Origin of the sequence: Streptomyces sp. NPDC085900, from assembly GCF_044540925.1 — a bacterium.
GTDB classification, from domain to species: Bacteria; Actinomycetota; Actinomycetes; order Streptomycetales; family Streptomycetaceae; genus Streptomyces; species Streptomyces gilvifuscus.
On record NZ_JBITSP010000012.1, the window covers coordinates 200,262 to 223,472 of the forward strand.

A 23,211-nucleotide genomic window follows, 5' to 3' on the forward strand; every position below is an offset into this window, starting at 1 on the left:
CGCTCGTAGCGGTACTCCTACCGATCGTCGTCCATGACGGCGCGAGCCCGGCCTGACGAGGGCAGACGGGGCGCGAACTCGGCTCATGCGCTGCAGCACGGCGTGTGAAGCGGTTGTCGTGCGTGAGATCCGGTCCCCGGCTCCGCGAAGCACCGAGCCCCCGAACGATCGCGCGCCCTGGTGGTGACGGAGGCCGGTCTCGCCTTCTCGCAGGACACCCGTCAGCTCGGGCACGTAAGCCCCTGGACTGCATTGATGAAGGGGCCATGCTGCTGGCGTTCCTGGAAAGTCGACCGGGCGACCACGGCGCCCAAGCGTCTGGCAGCGAAGCTGACCGCCTACGCCCGCCTCCACGACTACGTCCCCACGCCCGTCAGCAGGCCGCAGCCGCAGGTCACCGATCCGCCGCCGGAGGAGTCGCGGCGGCGCCGCAATGCGCGCTTCCCGCGGCTGCGGTTCGACCCGGATGGCACAGCGACGGACGTACCGCCCGTCGCCGTAGAGCAGTCGAGTGCAGCTCACCGCTCATAGGAAGGGGATCGGGACATGGCAGGGCAGAGGGTCAGACGTGTCAGGGTTACGGCGGTCGCGGCGACGGCGATGGCGGCGCTGACGGCCTCCCAGGCCCCGGGGGCGATCGAGGCGCGGGCCACCGAACCGGCGCGGGAGAGCGCAGAGCACGGGCCGAGCGTGTCCGGTGACACTCCGTACCGCACGGATCTTCCGCCGCTCACACGCAGGCACGAGGGCACGGGCACGGGTGCGGCATCGGTGGAGACGGGCGGCGCGGTGCCCGCCACCGTCTTCGCCGCCTACCGGCACGCCGAGGCCGAGCTAGGCCGTACCGCTCCCGGCTGCGGGCTGCGCTGGCAGTTGCTGGCCGCGATCGGTCAGGTGGAGTCGGGGCAGGCGGGCGGTGGGCGGGTGACCTCCGACGGTACGACGGTGCCGCCGATCCTGGGTCCGCGGCTGGACGGCGGTGCCTTCGCCGTCGTACGGGACACGGACGGTGGTGCGTACGACGGGGACGCGGTGTACGACCGGGCGGTGGGGCCGATGCAGTTCATCCCGTCGACGTGGGCGCGGTGGGGTGCGGACGGGAACGGCGACGGGCGGTCCGACCCCGACAACGTCTTCGACGCGGCGCTCGCTGCGGGGCGGTATCTGTGCGCGGCCGGGCGGGACCTGTCCGAGGCCGCCGGGCTGGACCGGGCGATCCTCGGCTACAACCACTCGGCGGCGTATCTGCGGACGGTGCGGGCCTGGTACGCGTACTTCCTGGAGGGGCATCGGGTGGTGCCGGACGGTTCCACGAGTACGGCGGATCCGGCGGTACGGACCTCGACGAGCCCTGAGCCCTCGCGGCCGAAGCCGAAACCGAAACCGTCCCCTCGCCCGAGCACCACCCCTTCCCCGGCCCCGACGCCGTCCGTCTCCGCCTCGCCGGCCCCCTCCAACTCCCGCCCGGCGAGCGGGACTACGGCGGAACCGGTCGCCCCCGTACCCACCCCGAGTATCGACCTCCCCGTCGGTGACGTGCTCCCGAGCACCGGCCTCTGACCAGTAACGGCGCGGATTCGATGGCCTCCTCCCCCTCCACAACCGCGGCTACCCGGCGGTAATGTCGCAACCCGCCGGACCGGGACACCGGCGAGTGAGCGCGAAGGGGCCCTCATGGCGACGGAGATGCCTGCGGAGATGGATGCCGCCGACGAGCGTTGGCGGCGCATGTGGAGCCACCGCGAGCAGTTGCTCAAGGTGGCTCGGCGCAGGTCGATGAGCCAGGAGGACGCCGAGGACGCCGTGCACGACGCGATGCTGCGTGCGGCGGAGCGGCCGGATCTCGACGAGGAGCGGCTCGGTGCGTGGCTGACGACGGTGACCATGCGGCTGTGCGTCGACCGGTACCGGCAGGTCAACCGCGAGGCCGAGGTCCGCGTCAGCCCCAGGTTGGTCGCGCCGGGTCCGGTGCCGGTGGAGGAGGCGGTGTGCGACCGGGCGGAGGCGAAGTGGCTTGCGGTGCGCAGTGGTGAGCTGCCCGCCCGGCAGGCGGAGGCGCTGTGGCTGAAGTCGGAGGACTTGGACGTCGGCCAGGTCGCCGTGAAGATGGGACTGAGCTACCGCACCGTTGAGTCTCTGCTCGCCCGGGCTCGCCGAACCCTGCGCAACTCCCTGGCCGCGACCCTCGGCTTTGTGCTGTTCCTGCTCGGCCGCGGGCGCCTCAAGGCCGGCGGCAAGGCGCAGGCTGTGGCGGTCGCGTCGACGGCGGCGACGCTTGCGGTGGCGGGGTTCGTGCTGCCGTACGCACTGGACGGGGGCGGCGGCACCACGACGGGCCCACATTCGTCGGTGACTCCCGGCGCGGGGGCCGTGCGGACCGACAGCACCGGCACGGGCCGGGCCCGGCAGTCACCGGCCCCGTCGGCCACGTCGGCCACGTCGACCACTCCCCCGTCGACCGAGTCCCCCGGCGACGGAACGCGGGTGGTGCCGTTGTCGGTCCCGCCTCTGCCGCAGGTTTCGGCGCCGACGGTCCCGAAGGTGCCGGGGATACCCAGCGTGCCCAGGGTGTCCGGACTTCCGACGGTGACGCATCTCCCCGACCTGCCCACCACGCCGGCCGAGTCCGCTGTCCCCACCCCCGCGGTGCCGTCCGTCCCACTGCCGACCTCCGCCCTGAGCGCGCTCCCGTCGGTCCCGTAACCCCACCCAGAACAGGGTGCGGGCCCGCTCGAATCCGCCCCGCGAGCCCCCCTCAACCCCGCCTGCATCAACACACAAGGCCACCCGAACCGCCCTGCGGGCCCGCTCGAAGGGTCCCGCGGGCCGTGCCCGAACCGACCCCCAGAGCCCCTGAGACCCCACCCAGACTCCGCCCCGCAGACCCACCCGAAAAAAATCCCCCTTCCGAGCGACGGACCGCCCGTCCCTCCCCGTAGAGCAGATGTCGGAGCAGCTCCACGGGCCGAGAGGTGGACCGGATGGGTGTCGAGATCTGTGTGGAAGGGCTGACCAAGTCCTTCGGTCACCAGGTCATCTGGCAGGACGTGTCGCTGACGCTGCCCGCCGGGGAGGTGTCCGTCATGCTCGGCCCCTCCGGCACGGGCAAGTCCGTGTTCCTCAAGACGCTCGTCGGGCTGCTGAAGCCGGACCGCGGCAGCGTGCGCATCGCGGGGCGGGACATCACGAAGCTTCGCGAGCACGAGTTGTACGAGGTACGGAAGCTGTTCGGCGTGCTGTTCCAGGACGGCGCACTGTTCGGCTCGATGAATCTCTACGACAACATCGCGTTCCCGCTGCGCGAGCACACCCGCAAGTCCGAGAGCCAGATTCGCCGCATCGTGCTGGAGAAGATGGACATGGTCGGGTTGATCGGGTCGGAGCCGAAACTCCCCGGCGAGATATCCGGCGGGATGCGGAAACGGGCCGGGCTCGCACGCGCCCTCGTCCTCGACCCCGAGATCATCCTCTTCGACGAGCCCGACTCCGGCCTCGATCCCGTCCGAGTCGCCTATCTCAACCAGCTCATCATCGACCTCAACGCGCAGATCGACGCGACCTTCCTGATCGTCACCCACGACATCGCCTCTGCCCGCCAGGTCCCCGACAACATCGGACTGTTGTTCCGGCGCGAGCTGGTCATGTTCGGGCCGCGGGAAGAGCTGCTGACCAGTGACGAGCCGGTCGTGCGGCAGTTCCTGAACGGGCGGATGCAGGGCCCGATCGGCATGGCGGAGGAGAAGGACGCCGTGCAGGTCGAGCAGGAGCTGGCCCAAATGGGCAAGGGCACACAGACTCCCGGCAGCCAGGCTCTGACTCCCCGCCTGCTGCCGGGCCCAGGCATCCTCCGACCGCCCCGCTGGGACGCGATCGCCGAGCGAGAAGCGGAGTTGCGGCGGCGGAAGGCGGTGGCGGACGTATGAGACTGTCACCGACCGGTGCGCTGCGGCAGTCGGGGAACCTGTTCGCGATGGCGCTGGACGTCGTCCGAACGATGCCCCGACGGCCCTTCCAGGCAGGGGAGTTCATCCAGCAGGCCTGGTTCATCGCGAGCGTCACCATCCTGCCGACCGCCCTCGTCTCCATCCCCTTCGGGGCGGTCATCGCGCTGCAGATCGGCAGTCTGACGCGACAGCTCGGCGCCCAGTCCTTCTCCGGCGCCGCCTCGGTCCTCGCCGTACTGCGCGAGGCCTCGCCGATCGTCACCGCGCTGCTGATCGCGGGCGCGGGCGGCACGGCGATCTGCGCGGACCTCGGGGCACGGAAGATCCGCGAGGAGATCGACGCGATGCAGGTCCTCGGCATCGACCCCGTCCACCGGCTGGTCGTGCCGCGGGTGCTCGCGTCCATGGTGGTCGCCGTACTGCTCAACGGTCTGGTGTCCGTCGTCGGCGTCGCCGGCGGCTACTTCTTCAACGTCGTTCTGCAGAACGGCACTCCGGGCGCCTACCTCGCCTCCTTCACCACCCTCGCCCAGCTCTCCGACCTATGGGCGGCCGAGATCAAGGCACTCGTCTTCGGGGCGATCGCGGCGATCGTCGCCTCGTACAAGGGGCTTACCGCGAAGGGCGGCCCGAAAGGTGTGGGCGACGCCGTGAACCAGTCCGTGGTGATCACCTTCATGTTGCTGTTCGTGACGAACTTCGTGATCACCGCGGTGTACTTCCAAGTCGTCCCGCAGAGGGGCTGAGGCATGGCGCTGTTCGACACTCTCGAGGCCCTGGGGCACCAACTGTCCTTCTACGGCCGCTCATTGGCCTGGACGGGCCGCACCCTGCGACGCTACAAGAAGGAGATCCTGCGGCTGCTCGCCGAGGTGAGCTTCGGCCGCGGCGCGCTCGCGGTCGTGGGCGGCACGGTCGGCGTCATCGCGTTCCTGTCGTTCTTCACCGGAACGGAGGTGGGCCTGCAGGGATACGCCGCGCTGAACCAGCTGGGCACCTCCAACTTCGTGGCGTTCCTGTCGGCTTACTTCAACACTCGGGAGATCGCACCCCTGGTGGCCGGACTCGCGCTCTCCGCGACCGTCGGCGCGGGCTTCACCGCCCAGCTCGGCGCGATGCGGATCAGCGAGGAGACCGACGCCCTGGAGGTCATGGGCGTGCCCTCACTGCCGTTCCTGGTGACCACGCGGATGATCGCCGGCTTCGTCGCCGTGATCCCGCTGTACGTGATCGGCCTGCTGTCCTCGTACCTCGCCGCCCGCACCATCACCACCGGCTACTACGGCCAGTCGGCGGGCACCTACGACCATTACTTCTCCCAGTACCTGCCACCGGTCGACGTCCTGTGGTCCTTCGGCAAGGTGCTCGTCTTCGCCGTCCTGATCATCCTCGTGCACTGCTTCTACGGCTACTACGCCAGCGGTGGCCCGGCGGGCGTCGGCGTCGCGGTGGGCCGCGCGGTGCGGACCTCGATCGTGGCGATCAACGTCCTCGACTTCTTCCTGTCGCTCGCGATCTGGGGCGCCAACACGACCGTACGGATCGCGGGGTGAGCCGTATGAGAGTACTGAGACTGCGGCTGTACGGCGTGGTGTTCCTCGCCGTCCTCGCACTGTTGCTGTCGCTGTCCGTCGCCGTGTACCGGCAGGCGTTCACCCCGGTCGTGCGGATCAAGCTGGAGGCCGACAGCCTCGGCAACCAGCTCGACCCGCGCGCCGACGTCAAGCTGCGCGGCCTGCTGGTCGGCGAGGTGCGCTCGGTGCACGCCGACGGGGCGAAGGCGACGCTCGACATCGCACTCAAGCCCCAGTACGTCGCCGACATCCCCTCCGACGTGCACGCACGCCTGCTGCCGAAGACGCTGTTCGGCGAGAAGTACGTCGACCTGGTCGCGCCCGCGCACACCTCGGCCCGGTCCATCCGCGCCGGCGACGTCATCACCCAGGACCGCACCCGCGTCGGCATCGAGGTGCAGCAGCTGATGAACGACCTGCTGCCGCTGCTGCGGACCGTGCAGCCCGGCAAGCTCAACGCCACGCTCTCCGCCTTCGCCACCGCGCTCGAGGGCCGCGGCGACCGGATCGGCGACAACCTCACCCGCGTGGAGGCCTATCTGCACCGCCTCAATCCTCATCTTCCGTCCCTCACCGAGGACTTCGCCCGTCTGGCCGACGTCGCGGAGGTGTACGGCGATGCGGCCCCCGACTTGATGGAGATCCTGCGCAACACCGTCACCACCAGCCGCACACTGGTCGAGGAGCGGGACCGGCTCGGGAGCGCGCTCACCACGACGGCGACGGCCGCGGACACCGCGGACGGCTTCCTCGACGCGAACGGCGACCGGCTGATCACCCTCGGCCGGGTCTCCCGCCCCACCCTGGAGCTCTTCGCCCGCTACTCCCCCGAGTACCCGTGCCTCCTGGCCGGCCTGGTCCACGAGGAACAGGCCTCCGATGAGGCCTTCCGGGGCGGCAGGATGCACATCACGCTCGAAGTCGTACGGCAGCAGGGCGCGTACCGGCCCGGGGAGGAGCCGCAATACGGCGAGCACTCGGGGCCGAACTGCCGTGATCTGCCCAGCCCGCAGGTGCCGTCCCCCGGCACGCACCTCAACGACGGCTCGAAGCAGAGGAGTTCGTCCCTGCCCGGCGTCTCCGCCACCCGGGCCGAGCAGCGAGCCGTCGGATCGCTGGTGTCGCCGGTGATGGGCGTGCCGGCCGACGAGGTGCCGCCGGTCGCGACGCTGCTGTTCGGGCCGATGGCGCGCGGGACGGCGGTGAGTGTGGCATGAGGACCACCCCGGCCCGCCAGACCACGGCTGCCCTCGTCAAGTTCGGCGTCTTCGCGCTGGTCACGATCGCGGCGACGGCCCTGCTGGCCGCCACCATCGTCAACATCTCCTTCACTCCCGAGCGCACCTACCGTGCCGTCTTCAGCGATGTCACCGGCCTCGAGAAGGGCGACGACATCCGGGTCGCCGGGGTGCGGGTCGGCGAGGTCGAGGGCATCCGGATCAAGAACCGGACGCTGGCGGAGATCACCTTCACCGTCGGCGCGGACCGGCCGCTGCTCACCAGCACCCATGCGGTCATCCGCTACCGCAACCTGGTCGGACAGCGGTACGTCGCCCTGACCGAGGGCGCGGGCGACGGCACCCGGCTGAGGCCCGGGGCCACCATCCCGCTGCAGCGCACGCAGCCCGCGCTGGACCTCAACGCCCTGCTGAACGGCTTCAAACCGCTGTTCGCCGCGCTCAGCCCGCAGGACGTCAATCAGCTCGCCACCGAGATCATCAAGACGCTGCAGGGCGAGGGCGGCACCGTCAACAGCCTTTTGGTGCACACGGCTTCGCTCACCACGACGCTCGCCGACCGCGACAAGCTGATCGGCTCGGTGATCGACAACCTCAACACCGTGCTGGGGACGCTGGACAAGCGCGGCACCCGCTTCTCCGGGCTGCTCAAGCAGCTGCGGCGGGTGATCTCCGGGCTGTCCGCCGACCGCAAGCCGATCGGCGAGTCGCTGGTGAACATCGGCGATCTGACGGACGCCACCTCGGGGCTGCTGACGGACGCGCGGCCGCCGCTGAAGGACGACATCGCCCGGCTGAGCGATCTCACAGGGACGCTGAACGACAACGAGAAGACCGTGGAGGGCGTGCTGAAGCGGCTGCCGAACAAGCTCAACGCACTGACGGGGACCGCGTCGTACGGCTCGTGGTTCAACTTCTATCTCTGCGACTTCGACGGCCGGATCGTGCTGCCGAAGACGAAGCAGGTGCTGAGCCCCGACATGCACGTGGCGAAGGCGAGGTGCGGATCGTGACGCGCAAGCAGCGCCCGGAGCCCCTGATGAAGGTCCGCATCGACCCGCCGAAGCTGCCCAGACCACGGCTTCCCCGGCGAGCACCACGCCCCGGCAAGCCGCGGCCGAAGCCTCAGCCGATGATGAAGGTCCGCATCGATCCGCCCAGGCTCCCGCGCATACGGCTCCGGCGCCCCCGCCTGATCCCCTTCCGCGAGCGCAACCCGGTCGTCATCGGTGCCGTGGGCCTCACCGTCCTCGCGCTGCTGACGGTGGCCGCGTTCAACGCCGACAGCCTCCCCTTCATCGGTGACGGAAAGACGTACAGCGCGGCCTTCTCGGAGGCCGGCGGTCTCAAGCCCGGCGACGAGGTCCGGATCGCCGGGGTGAAGGTCGGCAAGGTCGAGGACGTCGACCTGGACGGCGACCACGTCAAGGTGACCTTCAAGGTCGAGGGCGACCCGGCTTTCGGCATGGAGACCGGTGCGTCGATCCGGGTCAAGACGATCCTCGGCGCGAAGTACCTGGCCCTGCAGCCGAAGGGGCCAGGCCAATTGAGCCCCGGCAGCGAGATACCTCTGCGGCGCACGGTGGCGGCGTACGACGTCGTTCAGGCCTTCAGCGACCTCACCACCACCTCGGAGAAGGTAGACACCGAGCAGCTGGCGAAGGCCCTGGACACCATCTCCACCACCTTCCAGGACTCGCCCGCCGAGGTACGCGCGTCCATCAAGGGCCTGTCGCGGATCTCCCGCACGGTGGCCTCGCGCGACAAGGCCCTCGGTGAACTCCTCGACCACGCCAACGGCACCACCGGTGTACTCGCCGACCGCTCCAAGGACTTCACCGCCCTCGTCAAGGACGGCAACAGCCTGTTCAAGGAGATCAGCAAGCGCCGTTCGGCGATCCACAAGCTGCTGAAGACCTCGGCCACGCTCGGCATCGAGCTCTCCGGCCTGGTCGACGACAACGACAAGGAGATCGGGCCCGCCCTCAGGGGCCTGAACCGTGTGGTGCAGATGCTCGAACGCAACCAGTCCAGCCTGGACCGCAGCGTGAAACTGCTCGCGCCGTACGTCCGAGTCTTCACCAACACCCTCGGAAACGGCCGCTGGTTCGACTCCTACGTCCAGAATCTCGTCGCCGCTCCGGTGGTCCCGAAGACGGGAGGCGGGCAGTGAGGAGGAACCTGGTTCTGGTCACCGTAGTGGCGCTGATCGCTGCGCTCACCTACGCGCTGTGGCCGCGCCCCGGGAAGATCCACGTCACCGCGTACTTCCCGCGCACCGTCGGCATCTACCCCGGCTCGGACGTCCGTGTCCTCGGCGTCCGCATCGGCGAGGTCCGGAAGATCACTCCCGAGGGCGACCGGGTGCGCGTCGAGTTCGAGTACGACGAAGGGCGCAAGGTCCCCGCCGGCGCGAAGGCCGCGATCATCAACTCCTCGGTGGTCAGCGACCGTTACGTGCAACTGCTGCCGGTGTACCGGAAGGGCCCGGTCCTGCGGAACGGCGCCGTCATCCCCGAAAAGCACACCGCCGTACCCGTGGAACTGGACCGCGTCTTCGACAGCCTGCACACCACGGCGGACGCCCTCGGTCCCAAGGGCGCCAACAAGGACGGCTCCCTGTCGCGGCTGCTCGGCGTCAGCGCCGACAACCTCGACGGACAGGGCGAGAACCTCAACCAGACGGTCCAGGACCTCTCGCAGGCGGTGACCACACTGTCCGACGGCCGCACGGACCTGTTCGGCACGGTACGGAACCTGCAGGTGTTCACGGCGGCGCTGGCGGCCGACGACAACAGCGTGCGGTCGTTCAACACCAGCCTCGCCAAGGTCGCCGAGCAGCTCTCGGGCGAGCGCAAGGACCTCGCGGCGGCGCTCACGAACCTCGCCACGGCGCTGGGTGACGTGTCCGCCTTCGTGAAGAACAACAAGAAGTCGCTGACCTCGGACGTGAAAGGCCTCAGCAAGGTGACCAAGGTGCTCGTCACCCAACGGGCCGCGCTGGACGAGTTGTTGACGGTCGCGCCCGTCGGTCTGTCCAACCTGAACAACGCCTACAACCCGTCCTCCGGCACCCTCGACACCCGCAACAACGCCCAGCAGGCCCAGGATCCGGCCTCGCTCCTGTGCTCGCTGCTCAGGACGACGGGCGACGAAGGCGGCAAGAACCCCGACTGCAAGGAGCTGACGAAACTCTTCGACTCGCTGCCCGAACTTCCCACGCAGGGCACCGCGGTGACGGGCACGACCGACAGGACGCTCGGCGGGATCCTGGGGGCGAGCGCATGAGCATACGACGCACGGCGGGAACGCTCGCCTGGGCGGCGGTCGGCTCGCTGCTGCTGTCCGGCTGCGAGGTCAACGGCTGGTACGACGTCCCGCTGCCCGGCGGTGCCGCCGACGACGGACACGCGTACCACGTCACCGTCGAGTTCCGTGACGTCCTGGACCTGGTGCCGCAGTCGGCGGTGAAGGTCGACGACGTGACCGTGGGCGCGGTCGAGAGAGTGCAGCTGGACGGCTGGCACGCGCGGGTACGGCTAAGGGTCGCCGACTCGGTGAAGCTGCCCGCCAACGCGGTCGCGGAACTGCGGCAGACCAGCCTGCTCGGCGAGAAGTACGTGGCGCTCGCCGCCCCGACCGGCACGGCCCCCATGGGCCGGCTGCGCGACGGCGACCGCATCCCGCTGTCCCGCAGCGGCCGCAACCCGGAGGTCGAGGAGGTGCTGTCCGCGTTGTCCGCGCTGCTCAACGGCGGTGGGGTGGCCCAGCTCAAGACGATCACCGTGGAGTTGAACAAGGCCCTGGACGGCCGGGAGAACCGGGTCCGGTCGCTGCTGAAGGAGCTGAACACGTTCGTCGGCGGACTGGACGAACAGAAGGCGGACATCGTCCGCGCGATCAAGGCCGTCGACCGACTCGCGGGGCGGCTCGGCAAGGAGAAGGAGACCATTGCCAAGGCCGTCGACACGATGCCGCCCGCGCTGAAGGTCCTGGCCGGCGAGCGGCGCAAGCTGACGAAGATGCTCACCGCCCTGTCGAAGCTCGGCAAGACCGGCACCAAGGTGGTCGAGGCCTCGCACAACGACACGATCGCGAACCTCAGGCACCTCCAGCCGATCCTGCAGCAGCTGAACAAGGCGGGCAGCGACCTCCCCAACTCCCTCGAGCTGCTGACCACCTACCCCTTCCCGCGCAACGCCACGGAGGCGGTCAAGGGCGACTACGTCAACCTCCACCTCACCGCGGACCTCGACCTCGCGGACCTGTACGGGAACGTGGCGGGCGGCCACTCCGGTGGGGACAAGGGTGGTTCGCAGCCGCCGAGCACGCCCGACGTGCCGGATCTCCCGGACGTCCCGGACGTCCCTCACCTGCCGAGCGTCCCCACACCGACCGCGCTGCCGAGCACGCCGGGCCTGCCGACCCCCTCGGCCTCCTCGGGCGGCGGCGACGTGCTGTGCCCGCCCGTGTGCACAAGCGCCTACTCCACCGGCGCCCGCGCACCCGAGGGGATCGACCTCGCGCTCGCCGAGCTGATGCTGAAGGGGGTCCAGCCGTGATCACCCGTACCGTCAAGGCACAGTTGCTCGCCTTCACGACCGTCACCGCTGTCGGGGTGTCGTACGTCGGCGCCGAGTACACCGGCCTGATGGACAGCCTCCTGGACCGCGGCTACACCGTGCGGGCCGACTTCGCCGACTCCGGGGGCATCTTCCCGGGCGCCGAGGTCACCTACCGCGGGGTGCCGGTGGGCCGCGTCGGCTCGCTGGGACTGACCGGCGACGACGGTGTGTCGGTCGCCCTCGACATCAAGGACGGGGCGCCGCGCATCCCGGCGGACACCCTCGCCGTGGTCGCCAACCGCTCGGCGGTGGGTGAGCAGTACGTCGACCTGCAGCCGCGCACTTCGCACGGCCCGTACCTCCTCGACGGCAGCGCGATCCCGCGGGGCAGCACCCGGGTGCCGCTGCCCACCACCGACCTCGTCCTCAGCCTGGACCGGCTGGTGAACTCCGTCGGCAAGGACGATCTCCGGGTCACCGTCGACGAGTTGGGCAAGGCCTTCAACGGCACCGGCCCCGACCTGAGCCGGCTGGTGGACTCCGGCAACGCGCTCGTCGCGTCGGCGTCCGACTCGCTGCCCCAGACGATCTCGCTGATCGAGGACTCCCGAAAGGTCCTCAAGACGCAGGCCGACCAGGGCTCGTCGATCAAGTCGTTCGCGCACGACCTGGCGCTGCTCACCCACCAGTTGAAGTCGAGCGACGGGGACCTGCGCAAGCTGATCGGCAATGCCGCGCCGGCCGCGCAGGAGGTCAACTCCCTGCTGAAGTCGACCGGTCCGCAGCTTTCGGTCCTGCTGGCCAACCTGATCAGCGGCGGCCAGGTCACACTGGCCCACCTCCCCGGCGTCGAACAGTCGCTCGTCACCTTCCCAGCGCTGGTCTCGGGCAGCTACACGGTCGTCCCGGGCGACGGAACCTTCCACTTCGGCCTGGTGGTGAACGCCGACGACCCGCCGCCGTGCACCCAGGGATACGGCACGGCCCGGCGGGACCCCTCGGACACCGGCACGCGCGCGGCGAACACCGACGCGCACTGCACCGCCCCGCGCGGCAGCAAGACCTCGGTACGGGGCGCGCAGAACGCCCCCGGCGCACGCCCAACTTCTGGCAGCGCGAACCAGACGGCGTACGTCACGCCGTACGACCCGGAGACCGGCACCGCGACCGGCCCGGACGGAAGGCCCCTCGAGATCGGCTCGACGGGCGGACAGCAGACGGTGTTCGGAAAGGAGTCGTGGACATGGCTGCTCGTCGGTCCTATGGCCTGACCGTGAGGGAACTCGGCGGGAACGGGAAGGCCCTCACGGTGGGACTCGTCGTGGCGACCCTCCTGACCACGGCAGCCGCTCTCTGGCTGAGCCTGCGCGTCTACGACCAGCACGAGAAGGACTTGCGGCGCCAGGACATCCTGTCTGCCGCCCGTCAGTCCGCGCTGAACTTCACCTCGCTCGACTACCGGCACTACGACCGGGACAGCGCCAACGTCCTCGAGGGCGCCACCGGCGACTTCAAGAAGCAGTTCAGCGCGCAGACCCAGGACCTCACCAAGCTCGTCGCCGAGAACAGGTCGGTCTCCGAGGGGCAGGTCCTCGACGCCGGCATCGTCCGCTCCGACGCGCACTCGGCCCGCGTCCTGGTGGTCGCCGACAGCAAGGTCACCAACACTGCCGTGCCCAAGGGGGAGGCGCGCACCTATCGGCTGCAGCTCGACCTGGTCTACCGGGACGGGCGCTGGCTGACCTCCGACGTCGAGTTCGTGGGCTGACCCGCACCACCGGTCGCACCACCAGTGAGGAGTATGACGATGGCGAACCCGACAGCCCGCAGCCGCGCGATGAACGCGGCCGCCCGTGCGGCGGCCAAGCGCACCCGGCGGATCGAGGACCCGAGACAGCCCGAGGAACCCCTCACCGGGCGCACCCTGACGATCGACCCGCCCGCCGCGGACGGCTGGGAGGACCCGCCGGAGCCGTCACCCGAGGATCTGACGGACGAGGCGCCGGCCCGCCCCTCCCGGCGGTGGCTGCTCACCGTGGTGCTCGGCGCCCTCCTGGTCATGGGCCTGGTCGCGGTCTCGGCGCTCGGCTGGAGGTACGGGCAGGAGCGGCGGGCCGAGAGCGCCCGGGCGCAGGCTCTGACGGCCGCGCGCAAGGCGGCGCCGGTCGTGCTGTCGTACGACTACCGGCATCTGGACCGCGACTTCACCCGGGGGCGTGATCGGCTGACCGGGCACTTCCGGGACGAGTACGGGAAGACGACGGCGAGTGTGGTCGGGCCGACGGCGAAGAAGTACCACGGGGTGGTGAAGGCGTCGGTCACCGCGGCCTCCGTCGTCTCGGCGGCAGCGGACAGGGTCACCGTGCTGCTCTTCGTCAACCAGGTCACGCAGAGCACCCAGGTCTCGGGCTCGCGCCTGGACCTGAACCGGGTGCGGATGACGATGAGCCGTACCTCCGACGGCTGGAAAGTGATCGCCGTGGACGCGCTCTGATCAGCCTCTTCGGCCGCCCCCGCGCCCTCCGCGCGGGGGCATTCATGCGTGCGCTTCCCTCACCGCAGGCAGTCTTCCATCTTCCATCGATGGTGGCGGCTACCTCGTGTCACCGTGGTGGCGACGTCGCTGCACGGCACCCGGCGGCCGAAGAACGTCATCTTTGCGTCGTTCACCAAGCCCGACATCCGCTTCCGTACAGCGCGCACGCAGCGGCCCCTGCGGCGGCGTCGACGTGCGGTCCCGATAGCCGCCGTCAGTGCTGAGGGTGGGGTTGAGAGCGGAAGGAAGACGGCCGTCCGGCCGCCGAGGCAGCGACGTGGCCGACCTCCATGCGCACCCTGATGGCGTGGAACACTTCCACCACACCGAGCACAATGGCCACGACGCCCACGGTCAGGGTGAGAGCGGCGATCGAAGCGAACGGCGCGACGATGAGGGCCATACCGGCCAGCATGCCGATGATTCCGGAGAACAGCATCCAACCGCGCGCCGGCATCGCTTCGGCGGACGCTGCGGTCGCCGTCACCATGATCCCCCGCAGCAGCCAGCCGAACCCGATCCACAGGGCCAGCAGCAGAATCGACTCCAGGCTGCCCCTGAAGCAGATCAGTCCGAGCAGGAGACAGAGCGCACCACCGAGGAAATGCAGGGCTCGAAGGTACCCGGGGATGTGAGTGCCGAAGGCGGCTGCCAGCTGAAAGACACCGATCAGCAGCAGGTAGACGCCGAAGAGCACACCGACGACGCGGAGTGTCTCTCCGGGCCAGACAAGGAACACCACGCCCAGGGCGATGGCCGCCAAGCCCATGGTGAGCAGGATTTGCCAGCCGAGGTTGGCAAGCAGACCCAATCGTTCGCTGACGGCGTCCGTCGGCCCGCCAGCCGGCGGGGGCGCGGTGCCTGAGGTTTCTGGGGTGGATGTCATAGTTTTACCTCCTCGCGCATGACGTATTTGGGGCCACGGCAATGCCATCGTCACTCTGTCCGGCCGGGCGTCGCCCGGGGCCGTTCGGCCCTGACTCACCGGAACAGAGCCTTTGATGCCGTCTGATGAGAAGCTGTCCCTGCTTTCCCATGGTGCACCGACGAGCCGCCACGGGTGCAGTCGCCAGCCATGCGGATGTGTACATGGTCGGCGCGACCGACAGGTGAGCGCACACCGTCCTCAAGGAATCCTCGGTCATCGTGAAAGGCCGCACTGCTCGCCAGAATGCCGACTGGTCTTCCAAGAAACGCTCCATGGGGCATGCGCCTGGCCTGCCGTTTTCTATCGGCTGGACGCGCCGTACCCAACAAGGTGGCGCTGTCCCTCATCGGCGCTGCAGTCGGCACCCTCGGCGCCATCAACCACCAGACCAATCGCGGCCGGCCGAGGGCGGCCATCCCCTCGCGCCCCCGTCGAACCGGCTCCAGGTCGGGTCATCCCCACGGTGGCCCGTTGAAGGCCAGCTGCATCTCGCCTCGCACCAGCTCCGTCAGCTGCTGCGAGGCGCGCTGCACCAGCTCCCTCGCCGACTCATCTGCACCGTGCATACTGCTGCGGCCGCCCGTCGGTGCGATCGTCGCCGCAACGGTCCGGCCGCCGCCATCGCCTTCCCCCGCACGCACCGTGCCGTCGTCAACGTCACCCTGGGCATGCGCACCGCGGAACAGGTCAGGCGCAACGTCGAACTGCACGCCCGGCGCGTTCCCGACGGGCTCTGGGACGAACTGCGGGCGCAGGGCCTCATCAGGGGCGATGTACCCACCGCGAATGAGGAGCGGCACCCCCGCCGTTCCTGACCGGCGCGGCGGCACTCGTCGGCCCGGCCAACCCAAGCGCGCCGGCAGCTGACATGCGTACTGTTCGCGCAGCATCTCGAAGGCGCTCGGTGCGGAGAGATCGGGCATGCCCTCGTTATCGCCTCCCGGACGGCGCCATGGCACCACGACGGGCACATCGAACGCGGTTCCCCTCCAGACACCAACGCCAGCGAGCTGACGGGGACCCATGGATGATCGAGGTTATCGCCCTACGCTAGGACATCTGGGCCATATGCAGGCCGGGGGCCAGGTCCGGGTACCAGGGCACGAAGCAGGCATAGACGATCAGGCCGAGGCCGATCAAGACACTGAGTGCCTTGCCGTGGCGCCAGGTCTTCTCCAGGAACACGGCGGCGGCGACCCCGGCCATCCAGGCGAGGTTCATCACGCCGACCGCGACCAACACGATCATCAGGCCCCAGCAGCAGCCGACGCAATAGCCACCGTGGTAGAGGCCGACCCGCAGGTCACGCCAGCGGCCGGAGTAGCCGCCGAAGTGAACCAGGAAGCCGAGCGGGGAGCGGCAGTGGCGCAGACAGCGGTCCTTCAGCGGAGTCACCTGGTACAGACCGGCGGCGGCCAGCACGACGGCGCCGATCCAGGGGGCGACGTGCGGCGCCCGGACCGCGAGTTCGCCGCCCGCCCAGGCCGCGGCGAAAGCCGCGAGGCCGAAGGCCTGCCAGGCAAGCAGATAGCCGGCGACCAGGCTTGCACTGCGAAAGCCGCGCGTCCAGCCGTTCGAGCGGGCGCGCAGCGTACGCAGATACAGGGAGACGACGGGCGCGACCGCCGGAAGCATCATCGCCGCCATCATCAGTGCCCACAGGGCGAGGAACTCCCACAGGTCCCGGCCCATGGTGCCCGGTCCCGCCGACATGCCGGACGAGCTGCGGACAGTCAGCACCCATGCGAGTGCCGCCGCCGCCAGCAGCCCGGCCCAGGCGGCGGGGGCGGTGGCCCGTGGGGCCGATGAGGTCGACACTCAGCCCGACCAGGCGAACGGCGCCGAGAATGCGTTCTTCCCCTCGTTGTCCCAGGTGAGCCCAAAGGCGTTCACCCGCGACCTGGTCGCGGTTCCCGCCGCCAGGGTGTCCGCCGGAAAGCCTATTCCGCTGACCCTCACGCCCTTTCCGGTCGAATCCAAGGGCGAGACGAAGTCCTCGACGGCGATGTCGATGCCGTCTCCGATCTTCACCCGGTGGCTCCGGCCGTCATCGGTGTATTCGATCCGGGCGCTTTCCATTCCGAGCATCTCGCCGATCAGCGGGGCCAGGCCCTCCATCGGTCCGCCACGCTGACCGGAGAACACCGCTCCCAGCGCTTCAGCCTGTTCGGGCGAAGCAGCGGCGTCCACGAACAAGCCCGTCCGCCAACCGCCCTCGCTCATCAGCTGCGGGGCATCGCCCACCACGGCGATCGTCAGTCCGCTCACATCGACGTCGTCAACCTGACCGGATCCGACGTGGAATGCCAGCACCACATGACAGCGGTCATGGTCCGCCGGGGCGGAAAGGCCGGAGGTGGAGCAGGGGCAGACCATATCGCAATTGCAGTTCTCGAAATACGTCCCTTCAATTTTCCATGCCATCGGAAGCTCCTTCCAGAAGGCACACCTCTCTCAACATTCTCCGATCGTTCTCCGATCCTCGCCACCCCCAGCTGAGGGTTCTGGCGATCAAGGCAACAACGCCGGGGTGGTGCCGCTGTCACAGATGGAATCCCTGCGTATTGCCGAGTGGGAGCAGATGATCGACGTCAACCTGCGCGGTGTGCTCTACGGGATCGCCGCAGTGCTGCCTCCGATGAGGCGACAGGCGGGCGGGCACATCGTCAACGTGTAGTCGGTGTCGGGGCACCGGGTGGATCCGACCGCCGCCGTGTACAGCGTCACCAAGTTCGCCGTGACGGCGCTGTCCGAGGGGCTGCGGCCCCAGAGCAGGGACATCCGTGTCACCGTCGTCAGCCCCGGTTTCACACAGAGCGAGCTGACGGACCGCGGTGGCACGGCGGAAGCCCAGGGCGCCGCCCGCGCAGCGGCCGAGCGACTGGCGATCCCCGCCCCTGCCATCGCTGAGGCCATCGCCTTCGCCATCCACCAGCCGGCGAACGTCGACGTCAACGAACTGATCGTGCGCCCCACGGCACGGGGCTGACGACCGCGACCGAGGCCTTACCAGCCCCCGGCCGCCGGAGTTCAGCGGCGGGGAAGAACGGTGCCCCCTTCGAAGCAGATCCCGGCCCGACCCATGCCTTGCCGGTGCCTCAACTCGTCTGTTGTGGTGCGAAGTTGAGCGGATTCGTATTCCGAACCCGGGCTACCCGTCATCGACGTCCCGGCGCCGACGACGCGACCGCGATGGCCTTCCAGGACACCATCGCCCGGACATGGGCGACGGCGACGGCGACGGCGACGGCGACGGCGACGGCGACGGCGACGGCCGAGCGTACGACGCGGGACCCGGACAGCCCTGCGTACGGATACGCCTGTACACCGATCTCCGGCAGGTGCTCTCCCGGCGGGGTGAGGCGGAGCTGTCCGAGACGCAGTGAGGCTGGCTCCGGCACCACGGGGGAGGTGGCGGAGCCAGCCTGTCTCCACGGTGCCACACCCGCCTGCGACGTGCTCGCGCTCCGGGCGAAGTCCCATCCGTCAGGCCTATCTCGGCGACCTCCGACCGTTACCGATCTTGAGCTTGAGGTGATGCCGGGGGATGCTGAGCGCCCGGAGCCAGGGCGGCTCGGTGCTCGGGCGGGATGGGTGGGGACATGGCGGGCGCAGACCTTCGTGGTGCCGCGAAGGAGTCGGCGCGGTGGGACTGGGAGCTGATGCCCCTGGAAGGTGTCGGGCCGCTGTGTTTCGGCATGTGCATCACCGAGGTCACCGCAGCGCTTCCGGGCATGATCGAGCTGCGCCGGTTCCAGGCCAGCCCATATTCGGAGACCGTGGGCGTGGAGTTCGGCATTGGACCTGCCGAACCGGCCGTCTACGCCTACTTCATCGATGGCCAGTTGTTCTGCGTTGCCGTTGACGCGGCCCGGGGCCCGCAGGTGACGCTCTGGGGACGAGAGTTGACCGCCTGCCCGCCCGCCGACTTCGAAGACTTCCTCCTGCACGCTCACCGATGTGAGGTGGTGCAGGTGTCTTACGGTCCGCGGGCGAACCCCGGCGTCAACGAGCTTGGTCTGGTGGTGCGGGTGCAGGAGGTCGCTGGCGGCCTGGTGACCCGGCCCGTCATGGTGGGCCGTGCCTGGGCCGCTCGGTGCACCGATGACTGGGAAGGCTGCATACCGGAGTGTGAGTGGGTGGGCCGTATGTGGCCACTTCCTGGTGAATCCACAGTCTGGCCCCCGCCTGGCCACACCACACAATGGGGCGACTGGCTACCCCCCTTCTAGGGCTGTGACCGCGTAGGTTCGCCGGGTTGGTGGTCGTGGCGGTTGGAGGTGCGGTGACGCCCGTTCCGATCACTGGAGGCGCGGTGGCTGAGCCCGTCCGTGTGCGCAGACTGACCGACCAAGAGAGACGATGATGCTGCTCGCCTCGGCCGGCGGGAACCGGGTTCCGGTGATCGCCCAGCTGCTCCAAGCCGACGAGGACACTGTCCGAGATGTGATCCACCGGTTCAACGAGATCGGCTTGGCCTACCTGAACCCTCAATGGGCGGGAGGCCGTCCCCGCCGACTCAGCCCTGACGACCAGGACTTGTTCGGGGCGACGGCCACCATGCGCCCGGCCAAACTGGACCAGCCCTTCACCCGCTGGTCACTGCGCAAGCCGGCCGCCTACCTGCGGAAGGTCCACGGACGGGTGATCCGCATCGGCCGCGAAGCATTACGCTGCCTGCTCGCTCGACGCGGCATCACTTTCCAGCGCACCAAGACGTGGAAGGAGTCCCCCGACCCCGAACGCGAGGCGAAGCTGGGCCGCATCGAAGAGGTGCAGGACCGCTTCCCGGACCGGGTCTTCGCCTTCGACGAAGTCGACCCGCTCGGGATCCGGCCCGCTGCAGGCTCGGGCTGGGCCAAGCAGCAACGCCCGGACCGGTTGCCGGCCACCCACCACCGCACACCCGGAGTGCGCTACCTCCACGGCTGCTACTCGATCGGCGACGACCGCCTGTGGGGCGTCAACCACCGCAGGAAAGGCGCCGCGAACACCCTGGCCGCGCTGAAGTCGATCCGCGCCGCCCGGCCCGACGGCGCACCCATCTACGTGATCATGGATAACTTGTCCGCCCACAAGGGCGCAGACATACGCCGCTGGGCGCAGAAGAGCAAGGTCAAGTTGTGCTTCACGTCGGCCTACGTCTCGTGGGCCAACCCGATCGAGGCGCACTTCGGACCGCTGCGGCAGTTCACCATTGCCAACTCCCACCACGCCAACCACACGGTGCAGCCCCGGGCCCTGCACGCCTACCTGCGCTGGCGTAACGCCAAGGCCCGCCACCCCGACGTGTTGGCCGCCCAGCACCGGGAGCGCGCACGGATCCGCAGCGAGAAGGCATCCGCTGGGGCGGCAGACCCGCGCTCGCGGCGTGAGATCCGGTCAGAGCACTCCCGCGACGTCTTCGGACGCCCAGGTACGGGACATCGAGAGCGCAGGTTGCCTGGCCCACACGCAATGTGAAAGGTCCTCTCGGACGTCCAGGCCATCACCCAGTCGTGCTCACCCTGAGTGACCCGCTGCCGGGGGTACTCCCGGTGCGTCATGTGATCACCCGTGTCCGGTCTCCTGGACCACGTCACTTCGTGCCCGGCAGCGCGGACACCTGAGCCCGGCCGGCCGCAACCATTTCCGCACCTCGCGGGTCACACCTGTCAAGCACGGCGGGCCGGGACCCTCCCGGTGCGCGGGGAGGGTTTCGGTCGGATGGCAAGACGATCACGGGTACGGGCGGTCGCGACGGCGGCGGGCGCGGTGGCGCTGGTGGCGTGGGTGTTCGGCACGGGTCCGGCCCGTGCCGACACGGCGGACGCCGCACGAGAGATGACGGTCCGGTTCACCGAGCACGAGGTCTTCATCGGAACGGAGCCGGCCGCTGTGAACGTGGTCTACCGGTGGAAGGTGGCCGGCGGGGGCACGGCACACCACGTCCACCTGACCGTCGACCTGTCCAAAGTGGCCGACTTCGCCGAGCCGGCACCGTCGCAGCACTGCAACGGCAACCTCTGCACGCTGGACCTGGCGTCCGCCACCTCGGACTTCCACCCCATCACGCTGGTGCCGAAGCCCGGTGCGGCCATCGGCAGCAGCGGCACCGTGACCGTCTCCGGCACGGCGTCGGACGCCACCGTCACCGGCGACCACCTCACCCTGACCAACGGCAAGACGCAGCTGAAGGTGAGCGCGTCCGCCGACCAGCTGGACCAGGTGCCGGGCGACACGCTGACCTATCCGCTCCACGTGTGGAACAACGGTCAACTCCCCGCGGCCAAGGGGGTGCAGCTGCGGATCGACACCACCGCCGGACTGCACCTCCAGGGCTCCTGGGCCAACTGCCGCGACGTGTCCGCGAGCGGCCGCGGGGGGCACATCGTGCGCTCGACCCTGTGCGACTTGCCCACCCCGGTGGAGCCCGGCCGGCAGTACGCGTTGTCGTCGCCGCTGCACGTCAAGGTCGGCGACGAGGCCTGGCGCGACAAGATCTTCTACGAATTCACCCCGCTGACCAGCGCCGCCCCGGCCAACGGCCCCGGGACCCCGCTGAGCCTGGTCCCGAGTGGCGCGATGCCGTCCGACGGGAACACCACCCCGTATTTCACCACCTACGTCAACAGCGTCAACCACGCCGACTTCGCCGTCACCGGGGACACCGTCACCGGGCGGCGCGGCGGTCACGCCACGCTGCACGCCACGGTGATCGACCGGGGGCCGGCGGTGGTGCAGTTCGTCCAAGACGACTACGCCTCCCTCCCGGTCCTCGTCAAGCTGCCGCCGGGCACGAAGGCCACGAAGATCCCGGACAACTGCCAGCCGCCGCCCACGGACGACGGGTCGGACCCCGGCCCCCGGATGGGCCGGTCCTCCTACCAGTGCGACTTCGGCGAACCCGCCCCGGGGGACAGACACGTCCTGTCGTTCACCGTCGCCATCGGCCCCCGTACTCCGGCTGTCTCCACGGGCCAGGTCCGCACGCTGGAGATCATGCCGGGGCTCGACCCCGACGCCTCCAACGACAGCGCGGCGCTGACCCTGCGGCTGGCGCAGGGCGGCTCCGCGGGCAGCGGCACGGCCGGCGGCTCCGGCTCCGTTTCGGGCGGCCCTTCCGCAGGATCCGGACCGCTGGCCGACACCGGATTCGGCGGCGGCCGGATCGCCTGGGCGGCCGGCGCGCTGCTGCTGGCTGGTGGTATGGCCCTGGCGCTCTCCCGCCGGTCCCGCGGTGGGAACTGACACGTCGTCCGGGTGTCTGAACCAGTGCAGGGTGCATGGCCCGTCTTCTACGGAGAGCCGACGGTGGTTTGTACCACCGCCGCCTGGCCTGCGGCTACGAAGCCTTCCCGGCCCGCTCTGCCGCCATGATCTACCGTGCGATGATCGCCCTGATGGCCCGCCGACTCACCAGAGAATCCACCCCGATCCGGCGAGGGCTCCAATGCCTCATCAAAACCGCACCTCGGGACGAAACATCGGAAGAAAACGCTCTGTGAGGACCCGCCGCCCGCTTCGAACCCCGCGAAACGTGAGTCTTCCGTCATGGCCGACGGGCAACTTCACCTGGGAGCATGATTGTCCATCGGGTGGACGGGGGGAAGCGGGATGACCACTGCGCACAGACGGGTTCGTGCGGCCATGATCGTTGCGGCGGGGCTGGCGGCCGCCGGCTGTTCCGGCGGGGGCGGTGACCACGCCGCTTCCAGCCCCTCCGCGACGACGACCGCGGCGGCCCCGGCCACCACCCCTTCGACGGCCTCGCCCACCCGTACGGTAAAACCGTCGGACATCTACCCCACGAACGCGGCCGGCTGCCATCCGAACGCGAAGTGGAGTACGGCGAAGGCGGTGGACTGGGTCGACTGGGGGCAGGTCGGCACGCCCGCCCTGGGCCCGGGAGAGGTCCGGTTCCCCAAGTCCATGTCCGGCTTCGACGGGCCCCTGTGCGACCGGGTGACCGTCCAGGTCCAGTACTGGCGCGTCAACTACCGGCCGTCCAGCGCCACTTCGGCCGCCGACCCGCTTTCGAGGGAGGTGAACTACGACTACGCCCTGCAGCCCCTCAAGCGCACCGAACTGCACATCGACGGCCGCAAGGTCCACGACGTGAAGCCGCCGAAGGGCTTCGCCTCGGCCAAGGCCAGCCCCTGCGACGGCTTCCTGGAGGCGATCTACGTCGGCGCACCGCTCAAGAACCGCGAACTGCCGACCAAGATCAGCACGGGCAACACGATCGTCGGAGACGACGTCACGTTCCCGACCAAGCGCGTGGTCGATTACCACGTGTTCGCGCCGTCCGCGCCCCAGCTCTGCGACGGCAACGGCATCCCCACGGCATCCGCCGCACCGTCCGGCTACCCGTCGTCCGGCTTCGGGCTGTCCACGCCGTCCTACCCCGCCATCGACCTCACCCCGAAGAGCTGAGCGGCCGGGGG

20 protein-coding genes and 3 pseudogenes are annotated in these 23,211 nt (G+C 69.6%); 20 read left to right on the forward strand and 3 right to left on the reverse strand.

Features of this window, described 5'->3' with window-relative positions; all coding sequences use genetic code 11:
- The first annotated feature begins 546 nt into the window (after nt 1-546).
- The 13 genes from ACIGDI_RS34255 (at nt 547) to ACIGDI_RS34315 (ending at nt 13,815) form a co-directional block, all read left to right on the forward strand.
- Entirely contained in the window at nt 547-1,560 is a 1,014-nt protein-coding gene (locus ACIGDI_RS34255) for a lytic murein transglycosylase (protein WP_399905005.1), read from the forward strand.
- Nucleotides 1,561-1,674: 114 nt separating this feature from the next.
- On the forward strand, nt 1,675-2,703 hold the full coding sequence (locus ACIGDI_RS34260; protein ID WP_399905008.1) for a sigma-70 family RNA polymerase sigma factor: 1,029 nt from the start codon (nt 1,675-1,677) through the stop codon (nt 2,701-2,703).
- 278 nt (nt 2,704-2,981) lie between these two features.
- Nucleotides 2,982-3,923, forward strand: a complete 942-nt coding sequence (locus tag ACIGDI_RS34265) for an ABC transporter ATP-binding protein (RefSeq protein WP_399905011.1) — start codon at nt 2,982-2,984, stop codon at nt 3,921-3,923.
- Nucleotides 3,920-4,690, forward strand: coding sequence for an MlaE family ABC transporter permease (locus tag ACIGDI_RS34270; RefSeq protein WP_399905014.1), 771 nt, complete (start codon nt 3,920-3,922; stop codon nt 4,688-4,690). The genes ACIGDI_RS34265 and ACIGDI_RS34270 overlap by 4 nt, the downstream gene beginning before the upstream one ends.
- 3 nt (nt 4,691-4,693) lie before the next feature.
- The gene (locus ACIGDI_RS34275; protein WP_200702839.1) at nt 4,694-5,497 is read left to right on the forward strand and encodes an ABC transporter permease; all 804 of its coding nucleotides are present in this window, start codon (nt 4,694-4,696) and stop codon (nt 5,495-5,497) included.
- 5 nt (nt 5,498-5,502) lie between these two features.
- The gene (locus ACIGDI_RS34280; RefSeq protein WP_399905018.1) at nt 5,503-6,735 is read left to right on the forward strand and encodes an MCE family protein; all 1,233 of its coding nucleotides are present in this window, start codon (nt 5,503-5,505) and stop codon (nt 6,733-6,735) included.
- Nucleotides 6,732-7,769, forward strand: coding sequence for an MCE family protein (locus tag ACIGDI_RS34285; protein WP_399905020.1), 1,038 nt, complete (start codon nt 6,732-6,734; stop codon nt 7,767-7,769). The genes ACIGDI_RS34280 and ACIGDI_RS34285 overlap by 4 nt, the downstream gene beginning before the upstream one ends.
- Nucleotides 7,770-7,948: 179 nt before the next feature.
- Nucleotides 7,949-8,929, forward strand: coding sequence for an MCE family protein (locus ACIGDI_RS34290; RefSeq protein WP_399905310.1), 981 nt, complete (start codon nt 7,949-7,951; stop codon nt 8,927-8,929).
- An 8-nt stretch (nt 8,930-8,937) separates the two neighbouring features.
- Nucleotides 8,938-10,044, forward strand: coding sequence for an MCE family protein (locus ACIGDI_RS34295; protein ID WP_399905313.1), 1,107 nt, complete (start codon nt 8,938-8,940; stop codon nt 10,042-10,044).
- Nucleotides 10,041-11,318, forward strand: coding sequence for an MCE family protein (locus tag ACIGDI_RS34300; RefSeq protein WP_399905023.1), 1,278 nt, complete (start codon nt 10,041-10,043; stop codon nt 11,316-11,318). The genes ACIGDI_RS34295 and ACIGDI_RS34300 overlap by 4 nt, the downstream gene beginning before the upstream one ends.
- Complete coding sequence (locus ACIGDI_RS34305) at nt 11,315-12,592, forward strand: MCE family protein (RefSeq protein ID WP_399905026.1); 1,278 nt, start codon at nt 11,315-11,317, stop codon at nt 12,590-12,592. Before ACIGDI_RS34300 ends, ACIGDI_RS34305 begins: the two co-directional genes overlap by 4 nt.
- Nucleotides 12,565-13,089: a hypothetical protein gene (locus tag ACIGDI_RS34310; protein ID WP_399905028.1), complete on the forward strand. Its 525-nt coding sequence runs from the start codon at nt 12,565-12,567 to the stop codon at nt 13,087-13,089. Before ACIGDI_RS34305 ends, ACIGDI_RS34310 begins: the two co-directional genes overlap by 28 nt.
- Before the next feature lie 39 nt (nt 13,090-13,128).
- Nucleotides 13,129-13,815 carry a hypothetical protein gene (locus ACIGDI_RS34315; protein ID WP_399905031.1) on the forward strand — a complete coding sequence of 229 codons (687 nt, stop codon included), beginning with the start codon at nt 13,129-13,131 and terminating at the stop codon, nt 13,813-13,815.
- A 256-nt stretch (nt 13,816-14,071) separates the two neighbouring features.
- Here the strand turns inward: ACIGDI_RS34315 and ACIGDI_RS34320 are convergent, their stop codons facing one another.
- The gene (locus tag ACIGDI_RS34320) at nt 14,072-14,743 is read right to left on the reverse strand and encodes an HdeD family acid-resistance protein (protein WP_399905034.1); all 672 of its coding nucleotides are present in this window, start codon (nt 14,741-14,743) and stop codon (nt 14,072-14,074) included.
- Between the two features lie 650 nt (nt 14,744-15,393).
- Between ACIGDI_RS34320 and ACIGDI_RS34325 the strand changes: the two are divergent.
- Nucleotides 15,394-15,600 (forward strand): annotated as a pseudogene (locus ACIGDI_RS34325) (aldo/keto reductase); the annotation flags it as partial.
- A 235-nt stretch (nt 15,601-15,835) separates the two neighbouring features.
- On the opposite strand, the gene ACIGDI_RS34330 reads toward ACIGDI_RS34325, so the two are convergent.
- Nucleotides 15,836-16,603: a DUF2182 domain-containing protein gene (locus tag ACIGDI_RS34330; protein ID WP_399905037.1), complete on the reverse strand. Its 768-nt coding sequence runs from the start codon at nt 16,601-16,603 to the stop codon at nt 15,836-15,838.
- Entirely contained in the window at nt 16,604-17,209 is a 606-nt protein-coding gene (locus tag ACIGDI_RS34335) for a DUF1326 domain-containing protein (RefSeq protein WP_399905040.1), read from the reverse strand.
- A 94-nt stretch (nt 17,210-17,303) separates the two neighbouring features.
- Here ACIGDI_RS34335 and ACIGDI_RS34340 point away from each other — a divergent pair.
- The 6 genes and pseudogenes from ACIGDI_RS34340 to ACIGDI_RS34365 form a co-directional block, all read left to right on the forward strand.
- Nucleotides 17,304-17,774 (forward strand): annotated as a pseudogene (locus ACIGDI_RS34340) (SDR family oxidoreductase); the annotation flags it as partial.
- Between the two features lie 232 nt (nt 17,775-18,006).
- Nucleotides 18,007-18,171, forward strand: coding sequence for a hypothetical protein (locus ACIGDI_RS34345; RefSeq protein WP_399905043.1), 165 nt, complete (start codon nt 18,007-18,009; stop codon nt 18,169-18,171).
- 216 nt (nt 18,172-18,387) lie between these two features.
- Nucleotides 18,388-19,017 (forward strand): hypothetical protein, encoded by a 630-nt coding sequence (locus tag ACIGDI_RS34350; protein ID WP_399905045.1) that lies wholly within the window; start codon nt 18,388-18,390, stop codon nt 19,015-19,017.
- A gap of 83 nt (nt 19,018-19,100) precedes the next feature.
- Nucleotides 19,101-20,160 (forward strand): annotated as a pseudogene (locus ACIGDI_RS34355) (IS630 family transposase).
- Nucleotides 20,161-20,491: 331 nt separating this feature from the next.
- Nucleotides 20,492-22,015, forward strand: coding sequence for a hypothetical protein (locus tag ACIGDI_RS34360; protein ID WP_399905048.1), 1,524 nt, complete (start codon nt 20,492-20,494; stop codon nt 22,013-22,015).
- 399 nt (nt 22,016-22,414) lie between these two features.
- On the forward strand, nt 22,415-23,200 hold the full coding sequence (locus tag ACIGDI_RS34365; RefSeq protein WP_399905050.1) for a hypothetical protein: 786 nt from the start codon (nt 22,415-22,417) through the stop codon (nt 23,198-23,200).
- Nucleotides 23,201-23,211 lie beyond the last annotated feature (11 nt).

What these genes read in the sequence shown, in the direction of transcription:
- ACIGDI_RS34255 (WP_399905005.1), top strand. Translation starts at nt 547, where the DNA reads ATGGCAGGGCAGAGGGTCAGACGTGTCAGGGTTACGGCGGTCGCGGCG.
- ACIGDI_RS34260 (WP_399905008.1), top strand. Translation starts at nt 1,675, where the DNA reads ATGGCGACGGAGATGCCTGCGGAGATGGATGCCGCCGACGAGCGTTGG.
- ACIGDI_RS34265 (WP_399905011.1), top strand. Translation starts at nt 2,982, where the DNA reads ATGGGTGTCGAGATCTGTGTGGAAGGGCTGACCAAGTCCTTCGGTCAC.
- ACIGDI_RS34270 (WP_399905014.1), top strand. Translation starts at nt 3,920, where the DNA reads ATGAGACTGTCACCGACCGGTGCGCTGCGGCAGTCGGGGAACCTGTTC.
- ACIGDI_RS34275 (WP_200702839.1), top strand. Translation starts at nt 4,694, where the DNA reads ATGGCGCTGTTCGACACTCTCGAGGCCCTGGGGCACCAACTGTCCTTC.
- ACIGDI_RS34280 (WP_399905018.1), top strand. Translation starts at nt 5,503, where the DNA reads ATGAGAGTACTGAGACTGCGGCTGTACGGCGTGGTGTTCCTCGCCGTC.
- ACIGDI_RS34285 (WP_399905020.1), top strand. Translation starts at nt 6,732, where the DNA reads ATGAGGACCACCCCGGCCCGCCAGACCACGGCTGCCCTCGTCAAGTTC.
- ACIGDI_RS34300 (WP_399905023.1), top strand. Translation starts at nt 10,041, where the DNA reads ATGAGCATACGACGCACGGCGGGAACGCTCGCCTGGGCGGCGGTCGGC.
- ACIGDI_RS34310 (WP_399905028.1), top strand. Translation starts at nt 12,565, where the DNA reads ATGGCTGCTCGTCGGTCCTATGGCCTGACCGTGAGGGAACTCGGCGGG.
- ACIGDI_RS34315 (WP_399905031.1), top strand. Translation starts at nt 13,129, where the DNA reads ATGGCGAACCCGACAGCCCGCAGCCGCGCGATGAACGCGGCCGCCCGT.
- ACIGDI_RS34320 (WP_399905034.1), bottom strand. Translation starts at nt 14,743, where the DNA reads ATGACATCCACCCCAGAAACCTCAGGCACCGCGCCCCCGCCGGCTGGC.
- ACIGDI_RS34335 (WP_399905040.1), bottom strand. Translation starts at nt 17,209, where the DNA reads ATGGCATGGAAAATTGAAGGGACGTATTTCGAGAACTGCAATTGCGAT.
- ACIGDI_RS34345 (WP_399905043.1), top strand. Translation starts at nt 18,007, where the DNA reads ATGGGCGACGGCGACGGCGACGGCGACGGCGACGGCGACGGCGACGGC.
- ACIGDI_RS34350 (WP_399905045.1), top strand. Translation starts at nt 18,388, where the DNA reads ATGGCGGGCGCAGACCTTCGTGGTGCCGCGAAGGAGTCGGCGCGGTGG.
- ACIGDI_RS34360 (WP_399905048.1), top strand. Translation starts at nt 20,492, where the DNA reads ATGGCAAGACGATCACGGGTACGGGCGGTCGCGACGGCGGCGGGCGCG.
- ACIGDI_RS34365 (WP_399905050.1), top strand. Translation starts at nt 22,415, where the DNA reads ATGATCGTTGCGGCGGGGCTGGCGGCCGCCGGCTGTTCCGGCGGGGGC.